Origin of the sequence: Acinetobacter junii, assembly GCF_018336855.1 — a bacterium.
GTDB classification, from domain to species: domain Bacteria; phylum Pseudomonadota; class Gammaproteobacteria; order Pseudomonadales; family Moraxellaceae; genus Acinetobacter; species Acinetobacter junii.
On sequence record NZ_CP059558.1, the window covers coordinates 150,404 to 167,023 of the forward strand.

General features: G+C 41.1%; 13 protein-coding genes and 1 riboswitch. Of the genes, 11 read left to right on the forward strand and 2 right to left on the reverse strand.

Annotated elements, in window-relative coordinates:
* Positions 1-55 precede the first annotated feature (55 nt).
* The gene (locus H2677_RS00715; protein WP_004951302.1) at positions 56-496 is read right to left on the reverse strand and encodes a DUF721 domain-containing protein; all 441 of its coding nucleotides are present in this window, start codon (positions 494-496) and stop codon (positions 56-58) included.
* A gap of 107 nt (positions 497-603) precedes the next feature.
* Between H2677_RS00715 and H2677_RS00720 the strand changes: the two genes are divergently transcribed.
* The 5 genes from H2677_RS00720 (at position 604) to H2677_RS00740 (ending at position 7,458) form a co-directional block, all read left to right on the forward strand.
* Positions 604-1,311, forward strand: coding sequence for a M23 family metallopeptidase (locus H2677_RS00720; protein ID WP_004909910.1), 708 nt, complete (start codon positions 604-606; stop codon positions 1,309-1,311).
* 203 nt (positions 1,312-1,514) lie between these two features.
* Entirely contained in the window at positions 1,515-4,232 is a 2,718-nt protein-coding gene (gene aceE, locus H2677_RS00725) for a pyruvate dehydrogenase (acetyl-transferring), homodimeric type (protein ID WP_004964934.1), read from the forward strand.
* A 2-nt stretch (positions 4,233-4,234) separates the two neighbouring features.
* Positions 4,235-6,199: a 2-oxo acid dehydrogenase subunit E2 gene (locus tag H2677_RS00730; protein WP_125299042.1), complete on the forward strand. Its 1,965-nt coding sequence runs from the start codon at positions 4,235-4,237 to the stop codon at positions 6,197-6,199.
* 133 nt (positions 6,200-6,332) lie between these two features.
* Positions 6,333-6,620, forward strand: a complete 288-nt coding sequence (locus H2677_RS00735; RefSeq protein WP_087539940.1) for a hypothetical protein — start codon at positions 6,333-6,335, stop codon at positions 6,618-6,620.
* Between the two features lie 34 nt (positions 6,621-6,654).
* A riboswitch (yybP-ykoY riboswitch) is annotated at positions 6,655-6,796 on the forward strand.
* Between the two features lie 83 nt (positions 6,797-6,879).
* Positions 6,880-7,458 (forward strand): TMEM165/GDT1 family protein, encoded by a 579-nt coding sequence (locus H2677_RS00740; RefSeq protein ID WP_004951316.1) that lies wholly within the window; start codon positions 6,880-6,882, stop codon positions 7,456-7,458.
* A gap of 57 nt (positions 7,459-7,515) precedes the next feature.
* Here H2677_RS00740 and H2677_RS00745 read toward each other — a convergent pair whose 3' ends face one another.
* A complete protein-coding gene (locus H2677_RS00745; RefSeq protein ID WP_212638948.1) occupies positions 7,516-9,645 on the reverse strand; it encodes a TonB-dependent siderophore receptor in 2,130 nt (709 codons plus the stop codon).
* A 214-nt stretch (positions 9,646-9,859) separates the two neighbouring features.
* Here H2677_RS00745 and H2677_RS00750 point away from each other — a divergent pair, with 214 nt between their 5' ends.
* From H2677_RS00750 to recJ, 6 genes are all read left to right on the forward strand, one after another.
* Positions 9,860-10,660: an oxygen-binding di-iron domain-containing protein gene (locus H2677_RS00750; RefSeq protein WP_212638949.1), complete on the forward strand. Its 801-nt coding sequence runs from the start codon at positions 9,860-9,862 to the stop codon at positions 10,658-10,660.
* A gap of 135 nt (positions 10,661-10,795) precedes the next feature.
* Positions 10,796-11,161: a YkgJ family cysteine cluster protein gene (locus H2677_RS00755; RefSeq protein ID WP_004909895.1), complete on the forward strand. Its 366-nt coding sequence runs from the start codon at positions 10,796-10,798 to the stop codon at positions 11,159-11,161.
* Between the two features lie 139 nt (positions 11,162-11,300).
* Positions 11,301-12,767: an IMP dehydrogenase gene (guaB, locus tag H2677_RS00760; RefSeq protein WP_212638950.1), complete on the forward strand. Its 1,467-nt coding sequence runs from the start codon at positions 11,301-11,303 to the stop codon at positions 12,765-12,767.
* Positions 12,768-12,893: 126 nt separating this feature from the next.
* Positions 12,894-14,231 carry a phosphoglucosamine mutase gene (gene glmM / locus H2677_RS00765; RefSeq protein ID WP_004951321.1) on the forward strand — a complete coding sequence of 446 codons (1,338 nt, stop codon included), beginning with the start codon at positions 12,894-12,896 and terminating at the stop codon, positions 14,229-14,231.
* A 12-nt stretch (positions 14,232-14,243) separates the two neighbouring features.
* Entirely contained in the window at positions 14,244-14,900 is a 657-nt protein-coding gene (gene pdxH / locus H2677_RS00770; protein WP_004909891.1) for a pyridoxamine 5'-phosphate oxidase, read from the forward strand.
* A complete protein-coding gene (gene recJ, locus H2677_RS00775) occupies positions 14,901-16,601 on the forward strand; it encodes a single-stranded-DNA-specific exonuclease RecJ (protein ID WP_212638951.1) in 1,701 nt (566 codons plus the stop codon).
* Positions 16,602-16,620: the final 19 nt, after the last annotated feature.

Genomic DNA, 16,620 nt, shown 5'->3' on the forward strand with positions numbered 1-16,620 from the left:
TTGTGATGTGATTCTCATTGTTATATTGAGTGTTTCGATCGTCAATATCGGTACTTTACTTTTTATTGCTTGCCAAACGTAGTAAAGCTTGGCTAAGCTTAGGGTCGCTCACATATTCAGCGGCACTGCGTAATAGCTCCTTTGTCTCTGAAGAAAGTGCTTGAGGCGGGGGAGAGACTTGTTGAGAAACCACGGTCTTATTTCTTAAACGGACTTGGATTTTTCTTAAATCTCTGAGACCTTCAAGCTGAGCTAACTGCGCAACATAGTGACTTTGTAAATAACTGAGCTGACTAATCATTGCTTGATTTTCACCTGTTATGGTCAAAACGCCATGTTGATAACAAACAACCTGCCATTGTTCTGGTTGGGGCAATAATGGTTGAATAATTTTCGTAAGTTGTTTCCATTGTGTGACTTGCGTAGTCAGAAACGTTAAGTTTCCTGTTTTTATGTGTTGTCCTTTCTGTTGAAAGACGTTTGTAGGTTCAGACATTTTAACTTCCCACGAGGTTAGATGTTCATCTTAAGCGTTCACTTCAGCTGATTTCAAGGAAGAGATGATAAAGGAACTTTAGTAAGGACGGTTTCAAGAGGTTTTTTATGCATCATACGCGTCGTATTTTACTCGCATTTTCATTAGCTGCTTCTGCAGCATCGGTTGCCTTTGCAGATTATCAAAATATCACTCAAACTACGGGTGATGACCGTTTAGAAGAATTATCAAAAACACTTGCTCAAGGTTCTTATAATCATCCAGATGATATAGATCTACCAGCAGTTTCAAATGTATCTGTTCAGTTGCGTGAAAAGACGATTGAACTAAACAACGCAATGATTGAAAAGAAATATGGCCGTTCGGCAATTTCTACTCCAAAAGAAAAATCTACATCATCATTTTCATCAAATACGGGTTATTCTTGGTTAGTGAGCCATCCGTTGGAAGAAGGGCGTGTAAGTTCATCTTGGGGAACTCGTACTTTACTCGGTTCTACTCGTCACCATTCAGGTATTGATCTTTCAGCACCATCTGGAACTCCGATTTATGCAACCGGTCCTGGCGTTGTAACAAAATCTGGTTGGGGTTCAGGTTATGGTCAATACGTTGAAATTGATCATGGCAATGGATATATCACACGCTACGCTCATGCTTCGCGTTTAATCGTAAATGCTGGTGATCGAGTGAGTGCAGGTGAACACATTGCAAATGTAGGTTGTACTGGTCGTTGTACTGGTCCGCATTTACATTTTGAAGTTGTTAAAGATGGTCAGCGTAAAAATCCATCAACATACTTAGCGATGCTGCCTTAAGTCATTTGTATAACATTTGTATATTAATTCTGAGAAAATCGCCATTATTGGCGATTTTTTATGTCTTTTGTTTTATTTAGGTCAATGACTATTTAGTGAGAAAATATTAAGGCATTTTGTATTCATTTGGGGCGATACCTTTATGAAGCCAAAACATGATAAAAATAGAACGTCAAAATAACTTAAGGGAAAAGGTGAATTGTATGGCGTTTTATGGCGACTCTGACGCGCAAGAAACCCAGGAATGGCAAGAAGCATTTGATTCAGTATTACAACACATGGGCACAGAACGTGCTGCTTTCTTACTAGAAAAACTATATCAACGTGCGATTGCAAAACATGTGCCGATCCAACGCTTAAATACACCTTATCTCAACACGATCTCAGTTGAAGAACAACCAGCAATGCCAGGCGATCAAGACATGGAGCGACGTATTCGTGCCTTGATTCGTTGGAATGCACTTGCAATGGTTTTACGTGCAAACAAAACAGGTGATGACTTAGGTGGTCACCTTGCAAGTTTCGCATCTTCTGCGACGTTATATGATGTTGGTTTTAACCATTTCTTCCGCGCTGCCTCTGATAATTTTGGTGGCGACATGATTTACTACCAAGGTCACTGTGCACCTGGTATTTATGCGCGTTCTTTCTTGGAAGGACGTTTGAATGAAGAGCAACTTAATAATTTCCGTCGTGAAGTGGGTGGTAATGGTCTCCCAAGTTACCCTCATCCATATTTGATGCCTGACTATTGGCAATTCCCTACCGTATCGATGGGTCTTGGTCCAATCATGTCAATTTATCAAGCTCATATTCAAAAGTACTTGATGAATCGTGGTTTGATCAAAGAAGAGAATCGTAAAGTCTGGGCATATCTTGGCGATGGTGAGATGGATGAGCCAGAAAGTACTGGTGCAATTTCACTTGCGGGGCGTGAAAAGCTTGATAACCTGATTTGGGTCGTGAATTGTAATTTACAGCGCCTCGATGGTCCTGTACGTGGTAACGGGAAAATTATTCAAGAATTAGAATCTTTATTCCGTGGTGCAGGCTGGCGTGTCATTAAAGTAGTTTGGGGTCGTCATTGGGATCCACTACTTGCTCAAGATACTTCAGGCGCTTTAAAAGCGGTCATGGAAGAAACAGTTGATGGTGAGTACCAACGCTATCAAGTGAAAGGTGGTGCGTATACGCGTGAGAAATTCTTTGGCAAGTACCCAGAAGCTGCAGAGCTGGTAAAAGACTTAAGCGATGAAGATATCGATAATCTGAACCGTGGTGGTCATGACCCATACAAAGTTTTTGCTGCTTACGCAGAAGCAATGAAAGCCAAAGGTCAACCAACCGTTATTCTTGCAAAAACGGTTAAAGGTTATGGCTTGTCTGAAGAAATTGAAGCGGTGAACAAAACTCACCAAATCAAAAAAATGCAGATCGACTCTTTGAAATATGTGCGTGACCGTTTTAACTTGCCATTTACAGATGATAAGTTAGAAGAGCTTCCATTCTACCGTCCAAGTGAAAACTCTCCAGAAATGAAGTACATGAAAGCACGTCGTGAAGCGTTAGGTGGTTACCTACCTGCACGTCGTAAGGAAAGTACTTCTTTGCCAATACCTGAACTGTCAGTTTTTGATGCCGTATTAAAAGGCAGCGGTGGAAAAGAGCAATCAACGACGATGTTGATGGTACGTTTGATCTCAGCTTTGTTAAAAGAAAAAGCTATCAAAGATCATGTTGTCCCAATCGTTCCAGATGAAGCTCGTACATTCGGCTTGGAAGGTATGTTCCGTCAACTCGGGATTTATGCCGCACACGGACAAAAATATACCCCTGAAGACAATGAGCAGCTCATGAATTATCGTGAAGCGAAAGATGGTCATATGTTGCAAGAAGGGATTAACGAAGCTGGTGCGATGAGTGCTTGGGCTGCGTTAGGGACTAGTTATTCAACCAATAACTTACCAATGATTCCGATGTACATGTATTACTCAATGTTTGGTTTCCAACGTATTGGGGATATTGCATGGGCGGCAGGTGATGCACAAGCGCAAGGCTTCTTGTTGGGTGCAACTGCTGGACGTACCACCTTAAATGGTGAAGGTCTACAACACCAAGATGGTCATTCTCATATCTTGGCAGGTACGATTCCAAACTGTGTTTCTTATGATCCTTGTTTTGGTTATGAACTTGCGGTGATTGTGCATGACGGCTTGAAACGCATGTATCAAGATCAAGAGCGTGTGTTCTATTATTTAACAGTGATGAACGAAAACTACGAGCATCCTGAAATGCCCGAAGGTGCAGAAGAAGGCATTAAGCGTGGTATGTATTTGTTGCAGAAAGATGAGCAAGCAACGGTTCAACTATTAGGCTCAGGTGTCATTTTACGTGAAGTGATCAAAGCAGCAAAAATCCTTCGTGATGAATATCAGATTCATTCAAATGTCTGGAGTGTGACGAGTTTCAACGAGCTAGCACGTGATGGTATGGCATGTGACGAATATAATCGTTTACATCCATTGACTGAGACAGCAAAAGAATCTTGGGTATCTCAGCAATTACGTGATACTGACGGTATTGTAGTTTCAGCTACGGATCACATGCGCGTTTATAGTGAGCAAATCCGAGCATATTTACCAGACAATCGCCCATATGTCACTTTGGGGACAGATGGTTATGGTCGCTCAGATACTCGTGCTAATTTGCGTAGCTATTTCGGAGTTGATGCGGCACATATCGTGGTTGCGACTTTGAAAAAATTAGCCGATGAAGGTGAAGTGGAAAACCGTTTAGTAAAAGACGCAATCTCATCATTTGAGTTGGATACAGATCGTCCAGTTGCATGGGCACCACAGGCGCACCCGCAAGTGCAAGCTGTGGCTGAATATCACGAAAACCAAACAGGTGAGGGGAACTAATCATGCAAATCCAAGCACCTGATATTGGCGTTGATAAAGCTTTGGTCGCCGAAATTTTGGTAAAAGTAGGTGATCGAGTCGCTGTAGAAGATAGCCTTCTAGTTCTAGAGTCTGATAAAGCGACAGTAGAAGTTCCAAGTACTGCTGCAGGGATCGTGAAAAGTATTTTGGTTAAGCAAGGTGATGAAGTTACTGAAGGTGTTGCTTTAGTTGAACTGGAAGCGGAATCTCAAGCAACTGAGAGTCGTGTTGTTGAAACAGCTCAAGTTGAAACTCCGAAGGTAGAAACTCAATCTGAACAGATTGAAACTCCATCTGCACCTGTCGTTAACCAATCTGCAACTTCGACGCAAGTTGTGGATGTAAAAGTTCCAGATATTGGTGTTGAAAAAGCTTTGGTTGCCGAAGTTCTTGTAAAAGTTGGCGATGAAATTGAAGCTGAACAAAGTATTGTCGTTGTTGAGTCAGATAAGGCAACGGTCGAAGTTCCGAGTTCAGTTGCAGGCGTAGTTGAAGCGATTCAAATCAAAGAAGGCGACAGCATTAAGGAAGGAGTGGTATTGATTCAGGTCAAGACCGCGAGTGCTGTAGTACCATCTGAACCGCAAGTAGCTCCAGCTCAAACAGTAGCAACTACAGAAGCCTCAGCTGCAACTAATAGCTCAACAGGTAATGTTGAAATTGAAGTACCTGATCTAGGTGTAGAAAAAGCACTTGTTTCAGAAATTTTGGTCAATGTTGGTGATCACGTTGAAGCTCAACAAAGCTTATGCGTGGTTGAGTCAGATAAGGCATCTGTTGAAGTTCCAAGCTCGGTTGCGGGGATTGTGAGAGCAATCCATGTGTCAGCCAATCAAGAAGTTCGTCAAGGCATGGCTTTGGCAACGATAGAGGTGAGTGGTCAGGCCGCTGCTCAAGTAGCACCAAAAACTCAACCAGCTGCAAAGCAACCAACTGCTACTGAAGCTGCACCAACAAAACCACAGGCGGTAGCGACAGCAGCAACGAGTGCGCCAGCGCAAGCTGAGAAGCTGACCAAAGAGCAAGAAGCTGACAATGCCAAAGTTTATGCGGGTCCAGCGGTACGTAAATTGGCGCGTGAACTCGGAGTAGTCCTTGGTCAAGTGAAAGCCTCTGGCGAACACGGTCGTGTGATGAAAGACGATGTTTTTGCTTATGTAAAAACGCGTTTAACTGCACCACAAGCTGCTCCTAGTACACAGGCTGCACCTGTCGCTTCAGGCTTGCCATCATTACCTGATTTCACTGCCTTCGGTGGTGGCGAAGTAAAAGCAATGACACGTTTGCAACAGGTCTCTGTTCCGCAATTGTCATTGAATAACTTCATCCCACAAGTAACGCAGTTTGACTTGGCTGATATTACAGAGCTTGAAGCATGGCGTGGCGAACTGAAAGATGGGTTCAAAAAACAAGGAATTAGTTTAACTATTTTAGCGTTCATCGCGAAAGCGGTTGCTCACTTGTTAAAAGAAGAACCTTATTTCGCGGGTCATTTGGCAGATGATCAAAAGTCAGTGTTGTTGCGTAACGAAATTCATATGGGTATCGCAGTCGCTACACCTGATGGTTTAACAGTTCCTGTGCTACGTAATCCTGACCAAAAATCCATTAAGCAAATCGCGATGGAACTGGCTGAACTCAGTCAAAAAGCCCGTGATCGTAAGTTATCACCGAAAGATTTGCAAGGTGCCAACTTTACCATTACGAGTTTAGGTAGTATCGGTGGAACTGCATTTACGCCTTTAGTGAATTGGCCTCAAGTCGCAATTTTGGGTATCTCTCCAGCAACCATGCAACCTGTATGGAATGGTAAAGATTTTGATCCACGTTTAATGTTGCCATTATCGTTGTCATATGATCATCGAGTTATTAATGGGGCTGATGCGGCACGCTTTACCAATAAATTGACCAAGCTATTAAAAGATATTCGTAGTTTATTGCTCTAACGAATAATTGATTTAAGAATACCTCGCTCAGGCGGGGTTTTCTTTTTATTGAATATAGAAAAAAGCTACTTTATTTGCTATCAATTTGAAAATGAGCAATGAGGGAATCAAGCACTGAATTTGAGGTGGAGAAATGTTTGCGATTTATAGAGTCATGTTGCCATTATTGCTGGTAGTTTCTGTGCTTATGGGATTATGGGTGAGCTTTCTGCATTTTCCATCAGAGTGGGTGCTTTATATTGTGATGGGGATTGAATTATTAGTCGCAACCATTGTGATGGCGATGGAATATCAGGCACAAAATTTAAATACGAGCAGTGGCTGGGGTGGTTTTGGTTTTCTTGGTATAAGTGTTTATTTAGCTCTGCTATTAGGTCTGGTTCGATTGTTAATGTGGAGTTACCAAAAATTTTGGACTTAAAGATTCAAAACAATAAAGTTCTTTGATAGAATAAATACACTTCATTGGGGAGTAGCCGCTCTTTACGCAAAGTAAAGAGGTGATGATCAACATAATTGTTCAACAGAACATGGTCATCATAGCAAAGAACCAAGAACAGCTATTTAGCTGTGCTTTTGTTGGCAAGACCTTTGATTTATCACTCTGCATCAATCTAATTGATTTTGGCTAGCAGGAGGGGTAGATCATCGGTATATATTGCTAGCCAGAGCATTCAATTATGTATGAATTTCTCATCTCTACTTCGATCGTTGCCCTTGCTGAAATGGGTGATAAGACACAATTGCTCGCTTTATTGTTAGCAGCACGTTTCCGAAAACCTGTTCCAATCCTCATCGCAATTTTATTAGCAACCACGATTAACCACGGTATTTCTGCTGTTTTTGGTCAATGGATTACTACAGTTCTCAGTCCTGAAATTTTGATTTGGATACTTGCACTTGGTTTTATCGGGATGGCGATCTGGATGTTGATCCCTGATGAACTTGGTGATGAAACAGAAAGCATCAATAAATGGCAGAGATTTGGAGTATTTGGCGCGACCTTTATTCTATTTTTCTTGGCCGAAATCGGTGATAAAACCCAAATTGCAACTGTTGCATTAGCTGCACGTTTTGACAGCGTATTTTGGGTCATGTGTGGTACCACTGTTGGGATGATGCTTGCAAATGCCCCAGCAGTATTTATTGGTAATAAGTTGGCTGATAAATTACCAATCTCTTTAATCCATAAAATCGGTGCAGCGATTTTCTTGGTGGTAGGTATTTCAACCTTAGTTCAGCATTATTATTTTGCTTAATCTTATTCAAACATGCACCTGTTGTTGAGCAGGTGCATTTTTTATGTCGAGAGAAAATTAATAATTAAACTTCACTGTAAAATTAATTTGGCGTGGATTGCCTAAAGTAACCAAGTTCTCGTTGAGCGCACCAGCATAATAATCTTTATCAAACATATTGCGGATTGCCAGTTGAGCACCCCAGTGTTCGGCATCATAACCTGCCTCAGTATCAAACAAGGTATAGCTTGGAAGATCGACCGTTAAACCATTGACACTTTTTTTACTTTCACCGCGAACGCCAGCGCCTACATACCAACCTAAATTTGAACTAGGTTCAAAACGATAGCGTGTAGACAAGCTATAACTGTGCTCTGGAACATTATCTATCGTCAATCCGATATTCTCAGCCTGAGTATCTTTACTTATTTCTGCATCCGGCGTGTAGGTATAAGCAGCAGTAATTTTGAGTTGATCAAATAAATGAGCTGCAAGCTCCGTTTCGATTCCACGTGTCAGCTGTTCGCCACGTTGTACTTTAAAACCTGTGTTGATTGGATCAGTCACGGAAACATTTTGGCGACGTAAATTAAACCAAGCGATACTGCCTTGAATGCGTTGATCTGGACTTTGTAGTTTTAGACCTACTTCAATTTGCTTGCCTTTCTCGGGTTTAAAGGCATTGTCATAGAAATCCGTACCACTTACAGGTAAGAATGAGGTTGCATAACTCACATAAGGTGCAGCGATTTCATTGATGCTGTAAAGCAAAGAGGCATTACCTGTAAATGCATTCTCAGATTGGGTTGTTTCGGTATTTTTAACTAAATTTTGAGTGGTTGTTTCAGTCCAGTCATGTCGCCCCGCGAGATTCAAAACCAGCTGATCATTCAATTCGATTCGATCACGAAGATATAATCCTGTATATCGGAGGCGATTGATATCATGGTTGGTCGGTATATCTGGGCAAGTCACCTTGGTATTGTATTCAGGTTTATAGAGATTCAAATTACCCACTGTACAACGATTATTGATGTAATCACTTTTTTCTTGTATGGCATCAACTCCCACTGTGATTTCGTGTGAGGTATTGCCGAAATTTAATGTTTTTTGCAGCTGATTATCGATAGAAAAATTTAAGTTATCGACATCTTGATAACGCCCTTGTCGTTGGATCGTGGTGTAATCAATTTTACCTTCTTCATTTTTTGCCCAAAAGTTTTTACCTGTTGCAGCAAATACTGCGAGTCCAAGCATTTCTGTTTTTTGTACTGCAAAGTTTTGTTTAAATTGCCAGTCATTTTCAAAACGATGCACGAAATTATAACCTACACGATAGACATCGGCCTCATAAGCGCCATGTGATGGTTCACTAATCAATAGTTTGGAATTCAATGTGCCATTTGGATTATTTAATAATGTACCTAAGACTGGTAAACCTTGTTGTCGTAGATATTCACGATGTTGATAGCTGGCAATTACTGATAAATCGGTTTTATCGCCTAAATCAAAATTATAAGAAGGTGAGATATAGTAGTTTTTAAAATAAACAAAGTCAGTCGGATCATTTTGATCAGAGATGCGACCATTTAAGCGAAAAGCACCTTTCTCACTTTCATTTGGACTGTAGTTGATATCGAATGTTGCTTGCTTGAGTTGATGAGAGCCGTAGGTGAAAGCGCTGCGGTAAAAGCTCTCGGCTTGTGGGCGTTTGGTGACCATGTTCACCATGCCACCGGGTTGAACTAAACCAAAGTTAACCGATGCAGGTCCTTTTAAAATTTGAACTTGATCCATACCTGAAACTTCAGTAGCAACAAAGGTACTTTGACCTTGACGTAACCCATCAATAAAGACCTGATCAGACGAAGTTTGCCCACGAATAATAAAATCATCCCAACCCCGTCTTCCGAGTTGCCCTGAGACGACCCCTGCAACACCATTTAGGGCTTCAGCCAAAGTTTGAGCTTGTTTTTGTTGTAATTGTTCTTGGGTAATCACCGTAACAGACTGTGCTGTTTTAAATAATGGGGCATTTGATTTCAAAGTGGATGTTGCTTGTGTCGCCACATAATCATTGTTTTTATCTTGTTGAGCTTTGATGGAAATTGTTGGAAGGATATTGCTTTGATCTTCAGTTGCATAAGCAGCGCTTGTTATATGGCTCAAAATAAAGGTTGCAAGTAAAGTGGGGCGCGTAAAGAGCATAGAAAGTTCCAAGAAAGGGTAGATCAATAAAGATGCTAATGAGAATTATTATATTTTATAGCTTGGGCGTGCTAAATCCAATAAATAAATCGAAAAAGAATTTTTTAAAAATTACGATAAATATCCAACATTCGATTGAAACATGAACTTAATCCCATTATTTTATTATGGAATTAAAATAATTCATATTTAAAGATTTTTTTTTGGGGTTGCTATGAGCTTTGAAAGGACAACATCACAGATATTATTCGATAATGGTCAGCATAAATGTATTAGTTTTACCAGTTTGGTAAAAGGTGAGGGAATTCAAGCCAACCAGTTTTTAATTATTGATCATGATCGTGCAGCCGTCTTAGATCCAGGTGGTGATTTGACTTATGTCCCGCTCACGATGGAGCTTAATCGCTATACCAAATTGAAGAATCTAGATTATGTGATGGCTTCGCATCAAGATCCTGACATTATCACTTCGATGCCACGTTGGTTGGTCTATACCGATGCTAAAGTCGTTGCATCTAAGCTATGGGCACGTTTCTTACCCCATCTCAATTCTGCTTTTATGAGTGATCGAATGAAAGGTAATTGGGAAGAGCGTTTGATTGAACTCCCTGATACAGGTCAAGTTATTCCTTTAGGAAAGTCGGCGATTATTGCAGTTCCTGCGCATTTCTTACATTCCGTCGGGAATTTTCAGTTTTATGACCCAACTGCAAAGATTCTTTTCTCAGGTGATATGGGCGCATCAATTGTTGAAGATGCCAGTCTGCCGATTGTTGACTTTGAAGCGCATATTAAAAAAATGAAAGGCTTTCACCAACGCTATATGTGTTCCAACAAAGTGATACGTTTATGGGTCAATATGGTTCGTCAAATGGATATTGATATGATCGTTCCACAGCATGGTACGGCATTTGTCGGTAAAGCAATGATCAATCAATTTCTTGATTGGATTGAAACACTTGAATGCGGTGTTGATCTGATGAACGAATACGTATTTAGCTGCCCAACAACCTAATTTGGATGTAGGTGATTTAGCAAAATCGACGCATGATTGCATAAAAAAATTATAGGCAATATTGTTTTTCAGAATGACTTTTTTTAGGATTCTCGTTGCAAAGGAATTGGTTTTGATAACGAGAATTTTAAAAAAATGTTGTCTCAAATTGCAACGCCAGATGCATGCATGACTTGTGGTGCATGCTGCGCGAATTACCGAGTTTCATTTTATTGGGCTGAAGCTGAATATATCCCTGAAACAATGGTTGAGCCACTCACAGCTATTTATTCTTGTATGAAGGGAACCAACCAATCACAGCCTAAATGCATTGCTCTTGAAGGTGAGGTTGGAACGCGTGTGAGTTGTTCGATATATCATGCTCGAAGCACAACTTGTAAAGAAGTGAAAATTGCGGATGAACAATGTAATAAAGCACGGCTGAAATACAATCTGATTCCATTGATAGATATTGAACAACAAGACTCAGAAAATAATGAAGATTATGATCAAGTCTGTTGATTGCGATAGCTTAAATTGAGTTTTTGAAGCAGTTGATATATCGATCAACTGCTTTTCTCAAATAATTTTCATCATAGAAAATGAAAATCACCCTGAAATTTGTTTATAATAGCTCACGGAATTTACCAGTGAGATTGTTATGCTGACCATCGTTCAAGAAGCGTTAACCTTCGATGATGTCTTATTACTTCCTGCCTACTCAACTGTTCTCCCAAAAGATGTCTCCTTAAAGACACGTTTAACTCGCGGAATTCAACTTAATATCCCTCTTGTTTCTGCTGCAATGGATACCGTGACTGAATCACGTATGGCGATTGCGATGGCGCAAAATGGCGGTATCGGTATTTTGCATAAAAACATGGATATTGCCGCACAAGCTGCGGAAGTACGCCGTGTAAAAAAATTCGAAGCTGGAATGGTGAAAGACCCAATCACAGTAACTCCTGAAACGACAGTTCGTGAACTTATTGCAATTACTCAAGCCAATAATATTAGCGGTGTACCTGTTGTAAAAGATGGCAAAGTTGTGGGTATCGTCACAGGTCGTGATACTCGTTTTGAAACCAATCTTGAACAACCAGTGAGCAACATCATGACGGGTCAAGACCGTCTAGTGACTGTTCGTGAAGGTGAGTCGAAAGAAAATATCCAAGCTTTGTTGCAAAAGCACCGTATTGAAAAAGTCTTAGCTGTTGGCGAAAACAATGAACTCAAAGGCTTAATTACGGTGACTGACTTCCGTAAAGCGGAAAGCTATCCAAACAGTTGTAAAGATGACCTTGGTCGTTTACGCGTTGGTGCAGCAGTTGGTACAGGTGCTGAAACACCTAGCCGTGTTGAAGCTTTAGTTGATGCGGGTGTTGATGCGATCGTCGTTGATACTGCACATGGTCACTCAGCTGGTGTGATTGAGCGTGTACGTTGGGTTAAAGCAAACTATCCACAAGTTCAAGTGATTGGTGGAAATATTGCAACAGGTGATGCTGCATTGGCGTTACTTGATGCGGGTGCTGATGCTGTTAAAGTTGGTATTGGTCCAGGTTCGATCTGTACAACACGTATCGTTGCTGGTATTGGTATGCCGCAGATCTCTGCAATTGACAGTGTTGCAAGTGCATTGAAAGACCAAATTCCATTAATTGCGGATGGTGGTATTCGTTTCTCTGGCGATATGGCAAAAGCAATTGGTGCAGGCGCAAGCACAATTATGGTTGGTTCACTACTTGCGGGTACTGAAGAAGCACCTGGTGAGGTTGAATTCTTCCAAGGTCGTTACTACAAAGCTTATCGCGGTATGGGTTCATTGGGTGCAATGGCTGGAGCAACTGGCTCTGCTGACCGTTATTTCCAAGACTCTAAAGCGGGTGCAGAAAAATTAGTACCAGAAGGTATTGAAGGTCGTGTTCCTTATAAAGGTCCTATGGGTAACATCGTACACCAAATGATGGGCGGTTTACGTTCTTCTATGGGTTATACAGGTTCATCTATAATTGAAGATCTTCGCCAAAATGCAAAATTTGTGAAAATTACTTCAGCAGGTATGTCTGAATCACATGTGCATGACGTTACGATTACAAAAGAAGCGCCGAACTATCGTGTTGGTTGATTTTTCGTAATTTTACCGATAGAAAAACCGTCAGTTCGCTGACGGTTTTTTCGTTTTGGTGTAAAGTGAAACGGGTAAAAAAGCTATGACCAAAGGTCATATAAAAGATAAGAAAGTGAGTAGAAGATGAGCTATTTTGGAACTGATGGAATTCGTGGCAAGTTTGGACAAATGCCCATTACTCCTGAGTTTGCATTAAAATTAGGTTTTGCTGCGGGCAAGGTGTTGAAACGAAACAGTCCCAAAAATAAACCGATTGTTGTATTGGGGAAAGATACGCGATTATCGGGCTATATTTTGGAAGCCGCTTTGCAAGCAGGTTTGAATGCAGCAGGAGTGTATGTTCACTTACTAGGTCCATTGCCTACACCTGCGATTGCGCATTTAACACGTGCACTCCATGCCCATGCGGGTATTGTGATCTCTGCTTCACATAATCCTTATTTTGATAATGGAATTAAATTCTTTTCAAGTGAGGGCAAAAAGTTACCAGATTCTTTGCAAGAAGAAATCAATCAAGAATTAGAAAAAGATTTGATCATTGAAGATACGGCTAATTTAGGTAAAAGCGTTCGTGTCAAAGATGCCAATGGTCGTTATATCGAGTTCTGTAAATCAACTTTCCCATATCATTTCGACTTACGAAATCTAAAAATTGTTGTCGATTGTGCAAATGGTGCAGCCTACAGCGTTGGACCTTCTGTATTCCGTGAGTTGGGTGCGAAGGTGATTCCATTATTTAATGAGCCAGATGGTTTAAACATCAATGAAAACTGTGGCTCAACGCATCCTGAACTATTGCAGAAAGCCGTTGTAGAGCAACAAGCAGATCTAGGTATTGCTTTTGATGGTGATGCAGATCGTGTCGTGATGGTTGATAAACACGGTCAATTGGTTGATGGTGACCATATCCTGTATATTCTGGCGACTCAAGCAAGTCATAAACCTGCAGGTATTGTGGGTACAGTGATGAGTAATATGGCACTTGAGTTGGCTTTAGCAAAAGCAAATGTCAATTTTGTACGAGCTAAAGTCGGTGACCGTTATGTATTACAGGCACTTGAAGAAAATAATTGGGTGATTGGTGGTGAGCCATCTGGTCATATCTTGACCCTTGATAAGAGTACGACAGGCGATGCCATTATTGCTGCATTGCAAGTGCTCACTGTCATGGTAGAGCAAAGTAAAGCTTTGCATGAATTGGTTGAAGATTTTGTTTTATTCCCTCAAGTGTTGGTGAATGTTCGTTTGCAGCAAATGCTCGACCCATATTCTATCCCAGCCTTAGTCGCTGAATTTGATAAAGCCGAAAAACAACTTGAAGGTCGTGGACGTATTTTGATTCGTAAATCAGGTACAGAGCCTGTGATTCGTGTCATGGTGGAAGGTGATCAATTGGAAGAAGTTGAAGCCTTGGCAAATCACTTAGCAGAAGCGGTCCGAGCTCAAGCACAAGCTGCTTAAAAGGTGACAAGAATGAACGATGTTATTAAAGATTTGAGTGAACTACGTTTAAGCTATGAGCAAGGTGAGTTGCATGAGTCTCAAATCAGTCATGATCCTCATCTTCAATTTTTAAACTGGTTTAATCATGCCTTAGCTGCAAATTTGCATGAACCGTATGCAATGTCGTTAGCAACAGCTAATCGACTAGGTCGACCACATGTTCGTACGGTTTTACTCCGTGGAGCGACTGAAAACGGATACGATTTCTACACCAATTACGATAGTCAAAAAGGTTTGGATCTCGCGGAAAATCCATACGCTGAGTTATTGTTTTATTGGCCGAGTTTGGAACGACAAGTGCGGATTAGTGGAAAGGTGACTAAGATTTCTGAACAGGAGTCAACCGACTATTACCATAAACGCCCACGTGACAGTCAGATTGCAGCACATATCAGTACACCTCAAAGTGGTGTGATTGCTGATCGTGAAGCATTACAGTCTCGTTTTGAGGACTTGCAGCAGCAAGTGGGCGATCAAGAAGAGCTTGCTAAACCTGTATTTTGGGGCGGTTATCGTTTAGAAGCAGATTATTATGAGTTTTGGCAAGGTCGACCAAATCGTTTACATGATCGTTTGAGTTATGAAAGAACTGATCAGGTTTGGGTAGTTCAACGTTTGATGCCATAAATGACAAAAATTCAAATTTTAGAAAGACCATTACTCACACGCCCTGAACAGTTTCAGGGCGTGCCAACGTTTATTGCCGAGATTTTGGCACGACGTGGTGTTGCCTCAGAGCAAGAGTTAGAACTGAAGCTTAAACATCTGCTTGCACCCAATCTAAAAGATTTGGATCGAGCTGTAGAAATCATTGATCAAGCAATTGACCATCAATTACAAATCGTGATTGTGGGAGATTATGATGCTGATGGTGCAACCAGTACGGCTTTGATGGTTCTCGTACTTCGAGAGATGGGAGCAAAAGTTGAGTATCTTGTTCCTGATCGATTTAAATATGGTTATGGTTTAACACCTAAGATTGCAGAGTTAGCAGCCCAGACTTATCGCCCAGATTTATTGATTACCGTTGATAATGGCATTTCAAGCCATGCAGGTGTTGAGGTCGCTCAAGCACTTGGGATGCAGGTGATCATTACAGATCATCACCTGACCACTAAGCCAACACCTAGTGCGGAAGCTGTGGTTAATCCTAATCAGTTGAATTGTGACTTTTCGAGTAAGTCACTGGCGGGAGTTGGTGTTGCTTTCTATGTCTTAGCAAAATTGGCAAGTCACCGTAGTCAGCAAAATAAAAGTACTAGCAAAGTGGCTCAATACTTAGATTTGGTTGCTTTAGGTACTTATGCAGATGTTGCAAGTTTGGATTATAACAATCGTATTTTGATTGATGCAGGTCTAAAACGTATTCAGCAAAACCAATGTCGGGCAGGTATTCTCGCGCTACTTGACGTCGCAGGTCGAGAGGCTTCAACTTTGCGAGCACAAGATTTGGGTTTCGTCTTAGGACCGAGAATCAATGCTGCTGGTCGTATGGAAAGTATGAGAATTGGGATCGAATGCTTACTCGCGGAGGATATGGCAACAGCTTATCCACTGGCACAGCAACTCAATCAGTTAAATGTTGAGCGACGCCAAGTTGAAACTGAAATGAAGCAACAAGCATTAATTGCTTTGCAAAACGTTCAACTTGAAACAGATCAAATTCCGCCCGCTATTGTGATGTATGACGAACAGTGGCATCAAGGTGTAATTGGGATTGTCGCTGGACGTTTAAAGGAGCAGTTTCATCGTCCGAGTTTAGTTTTTGCTCCCGATGAAGATGGTATTCATATTAAGGGATCTGCACGTTCTATTGATGGGATTCATATCCGCGATATGATTGAACATGTCGCAGAGCAATATCCGCATCTTGTGACCCATTTTGGTGGGCATGCAGCGGCAGCGGGTTTGACGCTCAAAAAAGCACATTTTAATGAGTTCAAACAGCTATTTATTCAGACAATTGCTGAAATGGATGCTGAATTGTTTCATGCAACGATTTGGACAGATGGTGAGTTGCCTGAGAACGCTTTAGATCTATCTACAGTGGATTGGATTGAACAAATGGGGCCATGGGGACAAAAATTTCCATTTCCACAATTTCAAGGAACATTCAAAGTCATTGATTATCGCTGGTTGAAAGATCAGCATCTCAAGTTAAAACTTTCACTTGGTACACAGTCGATTGATGCAATTGCATTTAATGCGGTTGACCGTTTTGAGTTTAATCCAATGCAGGGTTTTGTTGATTTGGTCTATACCTTGGAGCGTAATGTTTTTAATGGAAATGTCAGTCTACAATTACAGGTTGTGCATTTAAAACAATAAAAAACCGCTCAAACTTGAG